At 65.3% G+C, this 17305-nt stretch carries 17 protein-coding genes and 1 pseudogene; 10 read left to right on the forward strand and 8 right to left on the reverse strand.

Features of this window, described 5'->3' with window-relative positions:
* The first annotated feature begins 62 nt into the window (after nucleotides 1-62).
* On the forward strand, nucleotides 63-464 hold the full coding sequence (locus tag FB459_RS02170) for a phospholipase A2 (protein WP_170221650.1): 402 nt from the start codon (nucleotides 63-65) through the stop codon (nucleotides 462-464).
* A 31-nt stretch (nucleotides 465-495) separates the two neighbouring features.
* Entirely contained in the window at nucleotides 496-1740 is a 1245-nt protein-coding gene (locus FB459_RS02175) for an arginine deiminase (RefSeq protein WP_129626596.1), read from the forward strand.
* Nucleotides 1741-1851: 111 nt separating this feature from the next.
* Here FB459_RS02175 and FB459_RS02180 read toward each other — a convergent pair whose 3' ends face one another.
* Entirely contained in the window at nucleotides 1852-3357 is a 1506-nt protein-coding gene (locus tag FB459_RS02180) for a plasmid pRiA4b ORF-3 family protein (RefSeq protein ID WP_141927305.1), read from the reverse strand.
* 294 nt (nucleotides 3358-3651) lie between these two features.
* Here FB459_RS02180 and FB459_RS02185 point away from each other — a divergent pair, with 294 nt between their 5' ends.
* Nucleotides 3652-3846, forward strand: a complete 195-nt coding sequence (locus FB459_RS02185) for a helix-turn-helix transcriptional regulator (RefSeq protein WP_141927306.1) — start codon at nucleotides 3652-3654, stop codon at nucleotides 3844-3846.
* A 120-nt stretch (nucleotides 3847-3966) separates the two neighbouring features.
* Nucleotides 3967-4362 carry a HipA domain-containing protein gene (locus FB459_RS02190; RefSeq protein WP_141927307.1) on the forward strand — a complete coding sequence of 132 codons (396 nt, stop codon included), beginning with the start codon at nucleotides 3967-3969 and terminating at the stop codon, nucleotides 4360-4362.
* Between the two features lie 31 nt (nucleotides 4363-4393).
* On the opposite strand, the gene FB459_RS02195 is transcribed toward FB459_RS02190, so the two are convergent.
* The 4 genes from FB459_RS02195 to FB459_RS02210 form a co-directional block, all read right to left on the reverse strand.
* Nucleotides 4394-4693, reverse strand: coding sequence for a hypothetical protein (locus FB459_RS02195; RefSeq protein ID WP_342771009.1), 300 nt, complete (start codon nucleotides 4691-4693; stop codon nucleotides 4394-4396).
* A gap of 68 nt (nucleotides 4694-4761) precedes the next feature.
* The gene (locus tag FB459_RS02200) at nucleotides 4762-6123 is read right to left on the reverse strand and encodes a cryptochrome/photolyase family protein (RefSeq protein WP_141927308.1); all 1362 of its coding nucleotides are present in this window, start codon (nucleotides 6121-6123) and stop codon (nucleotides 4762-4764) included.
* Nucleotides 6124-6259: 136 nt separating this feature from the next.
* Nucleotides 6260-7480 (reverse strand): glycosyltransferase, encoded by a 1221-nt coding sequence (locus tag FB459_RS02205; protein ID WP_141927309.1) that lies wholly within the window; start codon nucleotides 7478-7480, stop codon nucleotides 6260-6262.
* Complete coding sequence (locus tag FB459_RS02210; RefSeq protein ID WP_141927310.1) at nucleotides 7468-9459, reverse strand: glycosyltransferase family protein; 1992 nt, start codon at nucleotides 9457-9459, stop codon at nucleotides 7468-7470. Before FB459_RS02210 ends, FB459_RS02205 begins: the two co-directional genes overlap by 13 nt.
* Before the next feature lie 204 nt (nucleotides 9460-9663).
* Between FB459_RS02210 and FB459_RS02215 the strand changes: the two are divergent.
* From FB459_RS02215 to FB459_RS02230, 5 genes and pseudogenes are all read left to right on the forward strand, one after another.
* A pseudogene (locus tag FB459_RS02215) lies at nucleotides 9664-9908 on the forward strand (type I restriction endonuclease subunit R, EcoR124 family); the annotation flags it as partial.
* A 349-nt stretch (nucleotides 9909-10257) separates the two neighbouring features.
* Entirely contained in the window at nucleotides 10258-10776 is a 519-nt protein-coding gene (locus tag FB459_RS02220; RefSeq protein ID WP_246092286.1) for an NUDIX hydrolase, read from the forward strand.
* A gap of 22 nt (nucleotides 10777-10798) precedes the next feature.
* Nucleotides 10799-10954: a hypothetical protein gene (locus FB459_RS18170; RefSeq protein WP_425472274.1), complete on the forward strand. Its 156-nt coding sequence runs from the start codon at nucleotides 10799-10801 to the stop codon at nucleotides 10952-10954.
* Between the two features lie 29 nt (nucleotides 10955-10983).
* The gene (locus FB459_RS02225; protein ID WP_141927311.1) at nucleotides 10984-12327 is read left to right on the forward strand and encodes a hypothetical protein; all 1344 of its coding nucleotides are present in this window, start codon (nucleotides 10984-10986) and stop codon (nucleotides 12325-12327) included.
* A 479-nt stretch (nucleotides 12328-12806) separates the two neighbouring features.
* Nucleotides 12807-14114 carry an ISL3 family transposase gene (locus tag FB459_RS02230; protein ID WP_141927312.1) on the forward strand — a complete coding sequence of 436 codons (1308 nt, stop codon included), beginning with the start codon at nucleotides 12807-12809 and terminating at the stop codon, nucleotides 14112-14114.
* 183 nt (nucleotides 14115-14297) lie between these two features.
* Here the strand turns inward: FB459_RS02230 and FB459_RS02235 are convergent, their stop codons facing one another.
* The 3 genes from FB459_RS02235 to FB459_RS02250 all read right to left on the reverse strand — a co-directional run bounded on the left by FB459_RS02235 (nucleotide 14298) and on the right by FB459_RS02250 (nucleotide 16791).
* Complete coding sequence (locus tag FB459_RS02235) at nucleotides 14298-14768, reverse strand: hypothetical protein (RefSeq protein WP_141927313.1); 471 nt, start codon at nucleotides 14766-14768, stop codon at nucleotides 14298-14300.
* A 508-nt stretch (nucleotides 14769-15276) separates the two neighbouring features.
* Nucleotides 15277-15564, reverse strand: coding sequence for a hypothetical protein (locus FB459_RS02240; RefSeq protein WP_141927314.1), 288 nt, complete (start codon nucleotides 15562-15564; stop codon nucleotides 15277-15279).
* 129 nt (nucleotides 15565-15693) lie between these two features.
* Nucleotides 15694-16791: a DNA cytosine methyltransferase gene (locus FB459_RS02250; protein WP_246092288.1), complete on the reverse strand. Its 1098-nt coding sequence runs from the start codon at nucleotides 16789-16791 to the stop codon at nucleotides 15694-15696.
* A 72-nt stretch (nucleotides 16792-16863) separates the two neighbouring features.
* Here FB459_RS02250 and FB459_RS02255 point away from each other — a divergent pair, with 72 nt between their 5' ends.
* Nucleotides 16864-17304, forward strand: coding sequence for a very short patch repair endonuclease (locus FB459_RS02255; protein WP_246092289.1), 441 nt, complete (start codon nucleotides 16864-16866; stop codon nucleotides 17302-17304).
* Nucleotide 17305: the final 1 nt, after the last annotated feature.

Consider the following 17305-nt stretch of genomic DNA (forward strand, 5'->3'; position numbering starts at 1 on the left):
ATTCCCACCGGCCCGCCCGCATGCAACGTTGGAGCTTCACACTTCGACGAAACGGGGCGGACATGGCGGGTCGCAAATTCTTGACAGTGATGAGCGGGGTCGCGATGGCGGCCGGTGTCTCCCTGACGACGGTCCCGGAAGCGCAGGCCGCACCCACCGCTACCTACGTCTACGCAGCGGGCGAGTTCCAGTGCGGACCCAACAACTGGATCGGACGCCTCGTCCCCGAGAACCCGCCGGGTGGGGCGAACTTCCACTACGCGTGCACCCGCCACGACGCGTGCTACAGCGCGGGCAGCCGCACCAACCGCCTGACCTGCGACACCGCGTTCCGCACCCGGATGAACAACGCGTGCGCCGCCGCCGGCAAGGGCGCGACGTGCCGCGCGATCGCGTCCACCTATTACTGGGCCGTCCGCGGAGCGGGCCGGTTCTATTACAAGGGCAGCGGGCTGAACAACTGATCGGCGCACTCCGGAATGAGACGATCGACGAATGCCTGAAGTCGGAGTCCATTCCGAGGCCGGACGCCTGCGCCGCGTCCTGGTCTGTCGTCCGAGCCTGGCGCACCTGCGCCTCACCCCTGACACGTGCGCGGACCTGTTGTTCGACGAGGTCATCTGGGTCGAGAAGGCGCAGCGGGACCACGCCGACTTCGTGGCGAAGATGGAATCGCGTGGCATCGAGGTGCTCGACCTGCTCGATCTGCTGACCGACATCCTCGACCAACCTGTAGCCCGCGCATGGGTGCTCGACCGCAAGGTGACCGACGACCGGGTCGGGGCGGCATTCACCGACGACCTGCGCAGTTGGCTCGACTCGTTGCCCGCTGCAGAATTGACGGAGTACCTCGTCGGAGGGGTGTCGTACCGAGACGTGCCGGACGATCTGTCGAGTCCGCTGCTGCAGGTGGCCCGCGACCTCGACCAGATGGGGTTCTTCATCCCGCCGTTGCCGAACACGTTGTTCATGCGCGACAACACGTCGTGGATCTACGGCGGTGTCACGCTGAACCCGATGTATTGGCCTGTCCGACAACAGGAAACTTTGCTGACGACGGCGGTGTACCGGTTCCATCCGGCGTTCGCCGATCAGGATCTGACGTACTGGTTCGGTGATCCGGACGGGCGCAACCTGTTCCGCGGACTCGCGACGCTCGAGGGCGGTGACGTGATGCCCGTCGGTAACGGCGTTGTGCTCATCGGCATGGGGGAGCGCACCTCGCAGCAGGCGATCACCCAGGTCGCGCACACGCTCTTCGACGCGGGCGCTGCTGCGCAGGTGATCGTTGCCGCGTTGCCGAAGCTGCGTGCTGCGATGCACCTCGACACCGTGTTCACGTTCTGTTCCGAGGACGTCGTGACCGCGTTCGCGCCCATCACCGACCGCATTGTCCCGATCACGCTGCGTCCCGACCCGAACGCGCCGTCCGGCCTCGACGTGCACCGCGCCGACACGTCCTTCGTCGAGACGGTGGGCAAGGCCCTCGGCACGAAGTTGCGCACGGTCGCGACCGACGGCGACCCGTTCGGCGTACAACGCGAACAGTGGGACGACGGCGCAAACCTGTTGGCCCTCGAACCCGGTGTCGTCATGGGTTACGACCGCAATACCGCCACCAACAAGGCGCTCGCGAACGCGGGCATCGAGGTCATCACGATCAGCGCCGGCGAACTCGGACGCGGACGCGGCGGCGGACGCTGCATGACCTGCCCCGTCCTCCGCGACCCCCTCTACTGACCCCCAGCGCACCTCACGCTGGTTGAGTCCCAGGATTTTCGCTGGTTGAGCCGTGCAGCCGAGGTACGAGGTTGCATGCTCCGAAACCCGGTGACAATCGACGAAACCCCATCACGCGTCCGGCCAGAGCGCCTTCTTCGCGAGCTGCCGCGCACCCGCGGATCCGACCGGGCCCGTCCAACGAAAAGCAGCGTTCGGATCGCCGGCAACGATCCGCTCGATGCGATACAGCCGCAGTTCGTGCCGATGCACGGGCGCCTCGGCGTAATCCCCTGTCCGCCAACCGATCTCCGTGAGCAAGTTCGCCACCTGGTCCTCGAAGTCGTCACGTCTCTCGAACGGCCGACCAGCCGCAAGCAGCAACAATGCAAGAACGTTCGCATCCCGATCCATCTCGGTTTCACCCCGGAGCAACGACCCGGCAACGACCGACGACAGAACCCCTGCATCCGCACCGGCCTTCCGTCCGAGCGGCGTGAGCAGGAGCCGCTCGCGGTGCTTGCGCAGCAGCTTCAGGGCGACACAATCACGACGCAGCTGGCTCACTTCAGGCGTGTGCTGCTCGCGGTTGCCCTTGCCATAGCCCCAGTTCAATCCGCTCTCGTTCCAGACGTGTTCGCACGCATCTGGCGCGAGCCAGCCCGCTTTGGTCAACGGAATGCCGTCCGGATCGGCCAGGTCGAGCATCGTCTGGAACGGACGCAACTGCTCCCGCAACTCCACGTCCGTGGCCGGCGCTGCCCGCAAGGCTTCGCCGCTGAGCAGGATGAGTTCACCGATGAGATGCCGCGGACACCGGCCGACCAGCGCTTCGAACTCGGGCGCACGCTGCACCCCGTCAACCGCGACATCGAGGATCGCTGAGGCGCCACCCGTTCCCGACATCGACAGGGCGAGGTTCGCATCCTCGACGCTGAAGTCATCCGGGTCGTAGTCCGGCGGCAACCAGTGCGCGAGGTCCTCGAACTCGCCGCTCAGCAACTGCGGGTCCTTCACCCGCCGCAACTCTGCTGCCAGGTCGTTGAAGAACCCGATCCCACCGACGTCCTCGGGCGGGCAACTTCGTCCTCCCGCAACGCAGTTCGCGACCTTGTCGTCGGGAGTCGCCGTCCGTACCTGCTCCACGACGATCCGGTGTTCCCACCCGTCACCGAGGTCGTACTCGTAGTTCAGTCCGTCGCCTTTGGCGCGCAGAATCTGGTCGAGCCGGACGTCGGTCTCCGGCGTCCCACTCTCGCCCTCACCGACGTCGAACTCGTTGAGGAAGTAGTTCCGATCGCCGGGAATGTGGAACCGATGCAGGTGGCTGTTCGACCACCCCATCGCGTCCTGCAGCACGTCGTGGAACGCGTCGAGCGCCATGTCCGTGCGCACCTGCAACCGCCGCCAGATGAGCGGTTCGGAGTCCTCGAGTTCGACCTTGATCGTCAGCAGCAACGGCTCATCCAGCGGCGCGGCGACCGCGACCGGTTTGTTGAAGTGTTGCTGGAAGCTGCCGGTGCGCAGCGAGTCGAGGATGCGCCCTCGACGCAGGTCCTCCAGGAGTTCGGACGGGTCGCGTCCGGCGATGATCTGCTTCACGAGCGCGTCGATGTCAGATTGGTTGGATCCGCCCATGTTCCCGAGTCAACCAGATCGATCGCTCGAGTCACGTCGGTTCGTGTGCGTACGATCGCGGTGATTGTTGGGAGTCGAATCCCAATATGGAAAGGTCGGCGGCCCACGCCACGCGGTACGACTGCGTCCGATGAGAGGCAGGATCGTGCCGGTTCGGAGATGGAAGGCTCACCACCGAGCCCTTTCCGAGACGTCATCGGCATGATCGTGCCGATCGGTCTTGACCAGAGCCTCGCATGGCTGACATCGTGCTTGAAGCGGCACGATCATGCCGGTACGGAAGTGGGGACCCGAATGTCGATCGGCAGCACCATCCGAGAACGTCGACGCGAACTCGGCCTCGTCCAGGCTGAGATCGCTGATCTGTCAGGGGTCTCCGAACGCTTCGTGCGTGAGGTCGAGGCCGACAAACCGACGGTGCGCCTCGACAAACTCACCGCCCTCGCGAACGCCCTCGGCCTGGAACTCACGCTGAGCGAGCGCCGGTAGTGAACCGCCTCGACCCACGCGACGTGAAGGTCGCGGACGTCTACAAGGCCGGTCGTCGGGCCGCCACCCTGACCCGGGACGGCGCCGTCAACACCTTCGCCTACCTGCGCCGCGCGCCCGGTGGCCCTTCGGGCGGTGTTCCAACAGGTGCTGTACGCCTGGCTGACCGGCAACGGCGACTTGCACGCCAAGAACATGTCCGTCCTGCAGCACGGAAGTGAGTGGCGCGTGGCGCCCATCTACGACATTCCCTCGACGCTGCCGTACGGCGATCACACGATGGCACTGTCGATCGGCGGGCGACGAGATGGACTGTCCCGCAAGCAGTTCGATACCTTCGGTGCACGCCTGGGTCTTCCACGCCGCGCGATCGACCGTACGGTCGATGAGGTCCTGGCTGTCACCGAACGAATCGAGGAGGAGATCGCGGACGGTGCGATCGGGTTCGACACACGACGTCAACGGGACCTCGTCAGGGCACTGCGACGACGTCGGCGCGTCATCGCTGAGGACTAGTGCAAGACGCCGGTCGCGTAGTGAGGAAGGGTTACCGACCGAGCGCGATCGAGACCCTACCGGTGGTGGCGTACGACGCGGTCAACGCCGACGCCACGTCGACGAGTGGTGTCAGGATCACCGGCCGGTCGAGGGTGACATCGAGAATCAGCGGGCACTGATCGGCGATCCGCTGCATGCGCACCACGAACCCGGGTGGGAAGTCGAGCGAGCCCTGGTGGAACCACGCCTCGAGGAACAGATCGGACCGCTCGTCGAAGGGAGCACCGACCCGGGCGATCGCGACGTCCGCTTCCTCCGGTCTGTAAGCGCTTCCATCGATGTGGGACACAGGACACAGGTCACCTTCGGATGGGAAGGGTCGAGGTGGCTGTTCGCCGAAGGAAGCCGTTCTCGCGATTACCTACGCCCGCGGGCCCTGTCGTACCGACGCAGCGCCTCTTCGCGTTCCTCCGCGTGATCGACGATCCGCTCGGGATAGCCGTGAGCGTAGCCGTCGTCGTGCTTCCAGGGTTCGTGCGCGGCCTTGCCGTCGAGGTGTCGCAACTCGGGGATCCAGCGGCGCACGTAGTCGCCGTCCGGGTCGAACTTGATGCCCTGGGTGACCGGGTTGAACACCCGGAAGTAGGGGGACGCGTCCGTGCCGGTGCCCGCGACCCACTGCCAGCCATGGTTGTTGGAGGCGAGGTCGCCGTCGATCAGGTGGTCGAGGAAGTGGCGCGCGCCGACCGTCCACCACACGTGCAGGTGTTTGGTCAGGAAGCTAGCGGTGACCATGCGGACGCGGTTGTGCATCCACCCGGTCTCGGCCAGTTGCCGCATCCCGGCGTCGACGAACGGGAAGCCGGTGCTGCCTTCCTGCCAGGCCCGGACGCCGTCGCCGGGCGGGTCGTACTCCATGCCGCGCAGCGAGGTGGTCAGGTCGTGCCACGCACTGGACGGTTCGCGCAGCAGCACGTCGGCGTAGAACTCGCGCCAGGCGAGTTCGGTGATGAAGGTGTCGACGCCCTCGCCGCTGCGACCGCGCAGGTCGGCCAGCAGGGTGCGCGGGTGGATGGCACCGACCTTGAGGTAGGGGCTGAGGAAGGACGTGCCGGCGATGCTCGGCCGATCGCGAGTGTCGGCATAGTCGTCGATTCCGTTGTGTAAGAACTCTTTCCAACGATCCAGCGCAGCGTCTTCACCCGCGTCAGGCAGGGTGGGAGCGGCCTTCAGGGCGTCGTCGACGGCCTTCGTCGCAGCAGCGTCATTGCGGACGTCGCGCCAGTTCGGCTCGACCTCCGGCGCCGGGTCGGAGGTGCTGTGTTCGCGCCAGGTTCGCGTGAACGGCGTGAACACCTTGAACCCGTCACCGCTCTTGTTCCGGATGATCCCCGGACCGATCGCGTACGGCGTGCCGGCCTCGACCCACTCGATACCGTTGCGCCGCAGCACTTCTGCGACATCGCGATCGCGGCGGGCGCCGTACGGTGTGGTCTCGCGGGTGACGTGCACCGAGGTTGCGCCGATGCGCTCGGCAACCTGGGGGATCACCTCGCGTGGGTCGCCGTGCAGCAACGCGAGGTGTCCGTCGAAGCTCGCGACGGCGGCCTTGACCGAGGCGGCAAGCCAAGCCCGTCGGACGTCGCCAGCGCCTCCCCACAGCGTGGGGTCGACAACGAACACGGCAGCCACGTCGTCGGCCGTTGCTTCGTGGGCACTGAGCAGGGCCGGCAGGTCGTTGCGGCGCAGGTCTCGGCGCAGCCATAGGAGCGTGGTCACCGACCCATCCTCGCCGGGTCCAGTCCTGCGATTGGCCGCCGGCCGCGTTCAATTCGCCGACACCGCGAGTGTGGTCACCGGGCACGACGTCAGCCAGACGCATACCTGAGGTGCGCCCGGACGAGGGTGCGATCTGCTACTTGTCCCAGCCACCCCACCGCGACTCGAGGGTGACGCTGTCGTCCAGCAGCCGGCCGTCGACAACCGCCGCCGGTGCGTTGCCCGCACCGCGATTGATCATGCGGGTGTGCCGCACCCTCGCCACGATCTCATTGCCGATTCGGACGTCGAGCCCGCCGTCCGGGATGAGGCGAGGGAGCGGGGCGGACAGCGCGAGCGGTGCATACACATCGACCTGGTATCGGCAGCGCTGCAACACCTGGTTCGACGGTGCTCCGTGGTGCAGCCGGGGGTCGGGCGGAAGTTGGGTCGGCACCCGTGGATGATCGACGAACCAGAGCGCGACGTCGCCACCGGCCAGCCAACTCGAACACGACGCGGCCAGCGGGCCGATGTCGTGGTGTCCATGCACCCGGACGACGGTTGCCGGGTAGGGCCACATGAATCCTGATCCGCGAGCCATCGGGTCGGTGAGGACACGCGCGAGTTGAAGCGTTTCGCGGTCCTTGACGGCGGTGTGTTCGGTGCTTCGGTCGGCGAAGTCGGGTCCGTCGTGCCAGGCCACGGCGTCCGGGACGTGCCGCAGGTCGCAACCGCTCAGCCAACATCTGTTCGCGAGGTCCCAGTCTTCACCGCCGTAACCGACGAAACCGGGGTCGAATCCGCCGGCACGTCGGTAGGTTCGACGGGTCATTCCCAGGACGGCGGAAATGATGAAGCGGTAGGAGCGGTCGTCGGCGTGTCGCAGGTTATCGGTCGCACGATAACCCTCACGCAGCCAGGCTGGTTCGGTCAGTGGCGTCGGTGGGGCACCATCACCGCGCAACCAGGCATGCAACCGGGCCGGCTCCCACCCGGTGAGGTCGGCGTGGCGTCTGCGTCCCACGGCGACGACTCCGCAACGTTCATCGCCCTGACGGATGACGTCAGTCATCGTACGTAAGTAGTCGGGTTCGGGAACGGTGTCGCAATCCAGGAAGCAGATCACCTCGGCATCCGTCGCCCGAGCAGCCAAGTCCCGTGCGGCCGATGCGCGAAATCCCAGATTCTCCTGGCGCACCGCACGTGTCGCGTACGGTCGGTCGCCCAGTACCGCACGAGCGGGCGAACCGTCGTCGGCCACGACCACCTCGAACGCATCGGGGCCGATGGACTGGAGTTCCAAGGCTGTCAGCAGCAGGTCGAGTTGGCTTTGCTGGTCGAAGAACGGGACGACGACAGCCGTCAGTGGTGCCATGAGGCCAAGGCCTTCGCGTAGAGAGCGCCGACGTCGTCGAGCGACGGGCCGAGCGGGACGCCGGGTCTCAGCGTCGTCGACTCGGGGTGGTCGAGTGCGTGTCGGGCGGCGGCGGCGAGATCGTCGTAGATCGTCAGCACGTCGGGACAGCGGGCGTCGAGTTCCTCGACGTACCGCGAACGAGGAACCAGCGGTCGTCGACCGGCTGTAAGCCAGGAGTTGATGGAGCCGGACGCAGACAGGTGCTGATGCGGCGCGACCGGCACCGCAACCCGAGCTAGCACCTCCTGGAGCCGGTCGTCCGGGATGTAACCGGTGACCGTGAATCGTCGGTTGCGTCGGTGCGATTGGCGCTGTAGTTCCTCGACCAGATGACCATGGCCCGGCGATGGTCGTCCGAGGGCGATGAGTCCCACATCCGCGGGGAGTTCGCTGAGGGCACGAAGCGCCTGGGCATGGCCCTTGCGCGGATACAGGAAACCGAACACTGCAAGATCGCGGTGTGTGCCGCCGACCTCGGCGGGGCTGACATACCGGCGGGGACTCTCGATCGGCAGGGGTATGACAGCCCGCGGAACTGCCCTCAGACTCCGGCGGTCGGTCAGCTTCAGCACCGCGTCCAGCAGAGTGGACTCATGATGTGAGCTGAGGGCGACCCCGCGGCTGACGGCCAGGATGTCGGCGTATGCCGACGCCCGTTGTCGGTGACGATCCGGGCCGTCCGAAGGCTGCGGCAAGTCGTGCAAGGTGACACTCATCGACGTGGACCGGCCCAGCGCAATGAGCGTGGACGCTGTCTGCGCGGCAGTGTGACCGAACAGGCGATCGGTGACGTGCACATGGACGGAGGCGCGGGCGACCAGACCAACGAGGTCGGTGCCGATCCCGTCCGGCACCCGGATGACCGGTGCGCTTCGCAGCGACGGAGTCGTGCTCAACTCGCGGGCGAGCCGAGTGACCCCGTGCTCTTCGTGACCGACGATCAGGTGCGTCACCGAAGTCGCGCCGGCTCTCGAATAACACTCTTGCACGGTGAGGACCGGATGCAGAGTCGCGGGCCGGTCGATACTCCCGGGCCTCATCGGGCCAAGCCGCTCATCCACATCACGGGGTGACCATACGACGGGCTGCTGACACTCCGCGCCGAAGCACCGCCCGCACGCCGATACCGGCTCCGCGTTCTTGACGTTCGAACGCAGTGCGCCACTAGCTGGTCGGACGGCTCGACTTGGCGAAGCGGGCAGCCTCGACCTTGTCCGGGAGCAACCTGTTGGGCAGCGCGCTGCGCACGGTCTTGCCATCGCCTCCAGACGCGGACGTCGCTTGTGTGCTGCGCGCGGGTCGCGGATGAACTCGTCGACGTACGCTTCCTTGTTGGTGCCGGCAGCAAGCTTCCGCATCGTGGCGAGCCGGCGTGCGGCTCGGCGGTAGTGCTCGGCACCCGCCGCCACGAGTTCGCCTTGGACGAGGCGCCGATGCACCGAGAGCACGGCGAGCGGGTCGAGTTTCGCGTAGGCCTTGATGAGTTCGTCCCAGACGTCACCGTCGGTCAGTCCGGGTTCATGAGCAGTGCGCCACGCCGTCTGCGCGTCCTCGAGCGTGAGCAACACGAATAGCACGGCGTCCCGGGGTCGCGAAGAAAGAAGGAACGACACCTCGTCCGCATGCTCCTGCCACGCTTGGCCGGCGTCCAGGTGAAGCGCTGCGGCGGTGCTCGACGAAGGCCACCGGCGAAACATCGTCAAGCGGGCCGGCAGCAGTTCCTGCGGACGGTGCTCAGCAAGCAACCTGCACCAGTAATTCCCCGCCTTCTGGTTCTGCTGCCCGCAGTCGAACTCGTTTGCACGCCAGGCCCATTCGATGGCCAGGTCCATCCGGCCGATCTCGTCGAACGCCTGCGCGACGTCTTCATACCAGGCCGCCACCTTGCCGTCGCGCAGGTGGGTGCGCACGATGGCTTCGACGTCTTGGTCGAGCACCGCCAAGCGTTGCTCGTTCCGCTCGCTCCAAACCACTCATGCCGGTGCTCGGTGTCGAAGACGCTGGTCGGACGCTTGCCGAGCCTGCTGCGCACGCCGTCGAGACGCTCGCGGTACAGGGCCAACCCGCGGTCGTCGAGAGCGGGTGCGTAGGCGACCCGGGTCGAGTTCGAAGTAGTCGACGGCGTTGTCGCCGAGAAGGAGTCGATCGTCCACCACGTCGTCTTCGAGATCGAACTGATCAAGCAGGTCGAGATCAACGTCGACTACATCCTGATGCTCGTCAGAAGTACCGAGACCAGCACGGCGATGGGGACGATAAGGAGATCCGCGCCGAGATCAGCCGCGCGGTCGACGCCAGCCCGAGCCTGCGCAACAAGCGCGACCTCATCGAAGACTTCGTGGACCAGGTTTCGCCGAAGAACGATCTCGATAACGAGTGGCTATAGTTTATTGGGCTCATCGCATTTGAGGGTGTAGGTGTGGTCTGAATCCTCCTGCTTCGAGCAGGCTCCTGGCGATGTAGTTCGTGAGGTTGCGGAAGCCCAGAGCCGAGCCGCGAGCTGAGCGGCCCGCAGGATCCCGTGGGAGCGGCGCGACGTGGCGCCGGCCGTCGAGTTGAGCCCGTTATTGATCGCATTGAGGGCTCCGACGGGTTGCCGTGAGGCCGCTCCCGCAACGGGTTCACCGTGACCGCGTTCCAAGCAGCCTGTGGGCGTACGCGTTGGCTGCGCTGACGGCGGCGGCGGCCTGGTTGCCGATGTCGGTCGCGTCGTTAATGTCAGACCGCCTCACTGCATGGATCGCCGCCGACGTCGTCGCCTTCACGCTGCGCGACGGGGAGCTCCACGTCGCCCTCGTCCGACGCAAGACAAAGTCAGCCCGGGTACGTGGTCGCTGCCGGGAGGTTTCCTTTTCGATGGCGAATCAGCAGAGGAAGCCGCATACCGCGAACTCGAGGAGGAAGTCGGACTCAAGCGGCGCGACGTCCGACTCGAGCAACTCGCCACCTACTCCGTGCCGATGCGCGACACCGAGCACTCGATGCGGATCATCGCGATCGCGCACCTGGCACTCTTGGCCGACCTACCGGAAACGATCGCCGGCACCGACGCAGACGCAGCGGAGTCGGTGCCGGTGGAAGAAGCCCTCGGTCGTCGGCTGGCGTTCGACCACAAGAACATCTTGCGAGATGGATTAGAGCGTGCCCGCGGGAAGCTCGAATACACAACGTTGGCAACGTCGTTCCTGCCGAGTGAGTTCACGATGAGTAAACTGCGTGGCGTGTACGAAGCGGTGTGGGGGGACGCCTCTTGACCCTGCGAACTTCCATCGGAAGGTGCTCGGCACGGATGGGTTCGTCGAGGAGACAGGCAGGCAACGCGGTGGACGTGGACGGCCGGCCACCACATATCGGGTGGGCCGTTCTGCCCGGCTGAAACCCCGCTCATTCGCTACTGAGGGCTCGTTGTACCAATCGCATGGGAAGCTGTGAGGACGCCGCACTCGCACACTTGGAGCATCATGAACAGGGAGCCGAACCGTTACTTGGGGCTGTACGACAAGCCACTTGCACGTGACTGGGTCTGGTGGCTCACCGTGGCTTGCATTCCGCTCTGGGTGCTCGTCATCATGACGCCCACCGAAGGGTCAGCCGAGCAAACCGTCGGAAGCATCATTTTCGGGTTCTTCTTCACCCCTGTGCTCTTCGGACTACCGGTAGCCGTCGTGCGCAAGATTTCCCGTTCTCGTAGGGCGAAGCGTCGTTCGGCTTCCTATCTTGGCGACGTGGCTGCCGAAATCCCGGGGCCACGGGTCGTGCCGCGACAAACGGCAGGGGGTGAAGCCAGCGCGCCTTCACCAGATCAGCCCGACGCGGCGCAAGCGCGATACGGATATGCTCCGCTGAATCGCAGCATTGACGAGCCCTCGTTCAAGAGTTGGACGCTTGCCCCTAGCGTCTCTGATCTGTTGCCTGCTTCCGTCACACCGATCGGTTCTTCGCGCGAAATTTCCGACGGCTGGAACCGTCGGTCGGAAAGTCTTCCGTTCCCGATCGCAAGGGCGGCGCGTCATCTCGGTTCGACGGCGAGCCCACTCGAGCAGTACTCCCGGCTACTGGATTGCGCCGAGACAACAACCACCGTCACCGGCATCATCGCTGCGGTCTGGCTCAATGACGAATCACTCGCACCGAAGGACATTAAGGATCTGCTCGGGCGCTATCGGAGAACGGGGGTGACCTTCGGGGTTTGGTTGCCGCTCATCGACAGGTTCGTCGACATGGCGGCCTCGTCAACTGATCCCTTCGCGAGGAGATTCTCCTCGGCCTTGCGTGACGGATCCTTCACCGCTCATGCGCGGAGCATCCTTGAGGAGCGGAACAGGAGTGCGCATGGCGGGCAGCCTCGGAACAAGGGAGATGCGGCACTTCGGCTGGCAGAGCTGGAACCTCACCTCGCAGGGTTGATGGACTCATTGGGGCCGCTGGCGACCGCCGACCTTCTGTTGATCGAGAGTTCCCAGTACTCGCGTCGCACGGGACACTTCGTGGTTCGCGCGGGTCGGATGATGGGCGACCATCCGGATTTTCGACCCGTTGAACTGGAGGTCGACGCGCCACTGGCAGCTGAGACGATCTACCTTGCGACAGGTTCACGGTTCGTCGACCTGACACCGTTCCTCGTTTACCGATTCTGTCCGACATGCCGTCAGCCTGAAGTTCTCTACGCGGACCGGACTTTCGAAGCTAGTCGCGAGGTATCTCTGCGTGCCTTTGCCAGCGGGCATCAGACCAGGGATGAACTGCTGTTCGAGGATTTCGACCTACTGGTGAACGGGCCGTCACGTGCCGCGGAGCAGGGTTGAGAAGTCGGAAGCGGTGCACCCCCGGAGATGAAGTCGACATCTGAGGTCCCCCCGGGGACCTCTTACCGGGCACCAGCCGTGTTGTTCAGAACTTCGAATCATTGCCGGACAGTCATCGCCAGGTTCGAGTACAGCATCGTCACTGCTCCTGGTCTCGCCGATCTAGGCGCCAGGCCCGTGCCCCAAGAGCGTGTGAACCACTCCTTCGGCAAAACGGGTTCTTTCCTCCCCGTGAACGCAGATAGCGCGTGAGCGACTCGGCGTCCAGCTCCGCGATGTCTACGGGCTGAACCTTACCGTTCTTCAGAGCCAGTGCCCTCAGGCCCGTGAGGTCGCCGTGGTCCTCGCGGTCGGGGTCTGTCGTATAGTGGCTCATCACAGATGAGGGTGTAGGAGTTCCTGGCGCGTCGGTCCGGGGGTGAGGGTCGAGGTCTCCCGATGATGAGAGTTCTGACGCAACTCATCTGGAAGACCTCGACGTGCACAACGCTACCTTCACGACGCCTGACCTGACTACGTTCTGCCGCCTGGATGAGCTTGGTCTCCTCGCGACGGGTCAACGTCTTGAACCAGGCCGGGCGGTGCTGACGTGCCGGGTCGTTGAGGATGACCGGTGGTGTCACCGGTGCGGCTGCGAAGGGACCCCGCGGGGCAGCGTGGTCCGCCGGTTGGCCCACGAACCGTTCGGGTGGCGACCAACGACACTGCTGGTCACGGTACGGCGGTACCGGTGCACCGAGTGTGGGCATGTGTGGCGCCAAGACACCAGCCTCGCGGCCGAACCGCGAGCCACCTTGTCGCGGCGTGCGATGGCGTGGGCACTTGCCGCGATCGTGTGTCAGCACCTGACCGTCGCCCGGGTCGCTGAAGGACTCGGCGTTGCCTGGAACACCGCGAATGACGCGGTCCTCGCCGAGGGGTACCGGGTGTTGATCAACGACCCGGCCCGGTTCGAAGGTGTCACCGCGATCGGGGTCGATGAACACGTCTGGCGCCACACTCGGCACGGCGACAAGTACGTCACGGTGATCATCGATCTGACCCCGATCCAGGACGGCACCGGGCCAGCACGGTTGTTAGACATGGTTCCCGGCCGATCCAAGGCCGTGTTCAAGACTTGGCTCGCCGACCGTGACCCAGCGTGGCGTGAGACGGTGCAGGTCGTCGCGATGGATGGGTTCACCGGCTTCAAAACTGCTGCTACCGAAGAACTCCCGGACGCGACCACGGTGATGGACCCGTTTCATGTCGTCCGGTTAGCCGGTGACGCCCTGGACAAGTGCCGGCGCCGGGTCCAGCACGAGCTGCACGGCCACCGGGGTCGGGCCGGTGACCCTTTGTACCGTGCGCGGCGCACGCTGCATACCGGAGCGGACCTGCTCACCGACCGGCAGCAGGACCGCCTCACCGCGTTGTTCGCGGTCGAGGAGCATGTGGAAGTTGAGTGCACCTGGGGCATCTACCAGCGGATGATCGCGGCCTACCGGCACCGCGACCGTGCCACCGGCAAGAAGCTCATGACCGCCCTCATCGATTCGATCAGTACCGGTGTGCCCAAGGCCTTGACCGAGATCACCACCCTTGGCCGCACCCTGACCAAGCGGTCCGCCGACGTGCTGGCCTACTTCGACCGGCCTGGCACCAGCAACGGACCAACGGAGGCGATCAACGGTCGCCTCGAGCACCTACGCGGGTCGGCCCTCGGCTTCCGCAACCTCGCCCACTACATCGCCCGATCCCTCCTCGAAACCGGCGGCTTCAGACCTCAGCTACACCCTGGTTTGTGATGAGCCCGTATAGTCGGTTCCCTGCCCTCTGTTGAGCATCGTGCCTCCGGATTGTTCGGTGTCACCATGCCGATGCCGATGTCCGGCGGCTTCGACTATGCCGCGAAGTCCACATTCATGTGCGCGTTTCGCGGGAATCACCCGGCGGGCAGCCCGTGGGAGCGGGCAGCTCCGAGGCGTGAGTCAGTCGAGGCCGTGTTGACCCGTCGCAAGGAGCTGCGTTCGAGCATGCTCGTACTTCGTACGGAGGCGTCGTGCAAGGTCAGGATCACGCCGCGCCCGTTCGTCATTCGACTCGAGGTTGCGTTCGTTGTCCGCAGCAAGCTTCACCAGTCGACCGAGTGGGTCTGCCGCGGCTCGTGCGATCAAGGCGTCGTACGGCTCACCCTCGCGCTTGCTGACCGAGACCACTGCAGCGACAACGGTTTCAGGAACACCCAATTCGCGTAGCTGATCGACGGTGACCGAGGTGTCCTCCAGGACGTCGTGCAGCCATGCGGCGATCTCGGCCTCCGGACCCACGTCAGCAAGCTTGGCGGCGATGGGCGCGAGGTGTTCCTCGCAATAGTCGCGACCCAACTTGTCCGTCTGACCTGCGTGCGCAGCCCGAGCGAATGCGGCGACGTCCTCGACCGTGATCACTTGTTCTCCCATCCCAGCGTTCTCGCCGCCAGATCGAGCCGCTCGTCCAGAGTCTTGTTGAACCGTGGGAACGAAGGTGCTCGGTCGGGGAGCGGAGCGTGTGTCGTGAGCAACTCGGATCGAAGGGTGCGAGCTCCGCTCCACTGTTCGAAGCACACTGCGAAAACCCGCGTCCGCGAACGTATTTCATCGATTTGAGAAGCAGTGCTCAGTGCTATGCCGCTTCCAGGGACGAGGTCCGCTGAAAGGTCCATCAGCGCGACGCGAATGTCCGACAACATGATGAGAACAGTGGTGCCGTCCTCGGATGCTTTGATGAGCGGACCCCAATCTCGGATAGCGGCGAACAAGCGGCGGATCGCTTGATCGACCAGCTCCGGTGCCCACGCTTCGACCGTCGTCCCGGGCCCGTGTACTGCGGAGGCGGGGGTCGCGGTCGCCGTCGAGAATTGCTTCCCGACCGTTGCGAAGCCATCTGAGCGGCTTTCCGTCCTGCGACCAGGCCGACCAGTGTTCGGGCTCAAGATGGTCGGGCTGGGCGAGGGCTGACGGCCAGGACCAGCGCCAGTTCGAGGTCGACCATGTGGTCGACGACTCCGGCCAGCCCGGTGCCGGAGAGCCCACGCGCCAGTTCGGCCTGACGTTCGAGCTCTCGGTACTCGTAGGCGAGGTAGACAGCTCCGACAAGCAGCGCGGACGACAGCATCGCGGCCAGGACGGAGTGGTCGGCCCAGAATCGGTTGGCGGTCAGCGGGAAGTCGCTGACGATCATCGCCACGAGTCCGGCACCGCACAGCAGGGCACCCAAGCGGGTCACATTTGCTGAAAGACGCCCAGTCCGAACGCGATTCGTGAACCACGCGGCCCCGATGGCAGCTAGAAGGACGACCACGCAGCCGAAGATCTCCAGCATCATGAATAGTGTGTGGGATTGAGGTCAGGCGGACTCGGATGCGGCACGCGCGATGGCCTTGCCGATCGCGACACCCAGCGGAATCGGCACCGCGTTCCCGATCTGGCGTGCGATGTGCGTCTTGCCGCCGACCCACTTGTAGTCGTCGGGGAATCCCTGGATGCGAGCCGCCTCGAAGTGTGTGATCGCGCGGGGTTCCGTCGGGTGCAGGTATCGACCCTTCTCCGGCTTGAAGAACTCGGTGCGGATGGTCACCGACGGCTTGTCCCACAGAAGTCGACCCATGACGTCGCCCGATCCGGTCGTGTGGTTGCGCCATCCCGGAGTCTGAAGTGCCCAGGGCAGATTGTGTCGGTTGCCGCCCTCAGGTATGTGGGCGAAGCGGTCCAGTGACCGCGGCTCGTAATGACGGGTCACATGAAGCTCGTGGGTCTCGAATGTGCCGGGGACAAGGCGCCCGTCCACCTCGGTCTGTCGATCAGGGAAATCTTGGCGGGTGACCGTCTCGGCCACGCCCAGTAGTACCTTCTTCAACGGTTTGTGCGAGCCGACGTGTGTGGGGACCGGCCACGCCGGTTCGGGGAGATCGCGGTGGTGCCCGATGACAACGGCTCGGCGTCGCAGTTGTGCAGCGCCGAAGTCCGCAGCCATCAGCACCCACGCCTTGAAGCGCCAGTCGGCCAGCCACCCACCAGGTTCGGAGGCCTTCTGCAACTCGGCGAACTCTGCCGATTTGAGGAAGGCAGGGACGTTCTCCAGGACGAACCATTTCGGCTGGGCACGGACGACGGTTTCTGCGTAGCTCTTCCAGAGGTCGTTGCGTTCGATGCCGACCTTCGAGCGGTTGAGTTGTGAGAAGCCTTGGCACGGTGGACCGCCCACCAGCAGGTCGACCGAAGGGACCGTGTCCTCCTTGAGCCAGTCCTCGATGCGTCCCGCATAGGTGACACCGGCTCCGTGATTCGCGTCGAACGTGGCGGCAGCCAGGACGTCGGACTCGACTGCTCTGACGGTCTCGAACGCAGAGGACGACCGATGGAGCCCTTCGGTGAGCCCGCCCGCGCCGGCGAAAAGATCGAGGACGGAGAGCGTGTCGCGCTTCTTCGTCATCCTCTGGGCCACTGCACAAGGGTAGCCGGCCGAAGCGTGTGATCGCGGCACCTTCGCGAATGTGTGGGTCGTTACCGTGAGTCCATGTCAGAGCCTGGTCCTGCGCTCGCCGGTGTGAGCAGCCGGATGAGTCGTCAGCGCCGCCGCGACACGCAGCCTGAGGTGCTGCTCCGTCGCGCTCTCCATCGGCGGGGTCACCGGTTCCGAGTGGATACCGCGCTGCCGGGTATGTCCCGGCGCCGGTCCGACATCCTCTTCACCAAGAAACGGGTCGCGGTGTTCGTCGACGGTTGCTTCTGGCATTCCTGCCCCGAGCACGCGACGTTCCCGCGCAACAACGAGCAGTGGTGGCAGGACAAGTTACGGCGGAATGTGGAACGTGACCGTGAGACCGACACGCATCTTCGCTCCCTGGGCTGGACGCCGGTGAGGGTCTGGGAGCACGTTCCCGTCGATGACGCCGTGGAAATCGTTGAGATTGCACTCGATTCGGCCAACGGCAGTGACCTACGACACAGGAGGTGAT

Source organism: Yimella lutea (assembly GCF_006715095.1).
Classification (GTDB): Bacteria; Actinomycetota; Actinomycetes; order Actinomycetales; family Dermatophilaceae; genus Yimella; species Yimella lutea.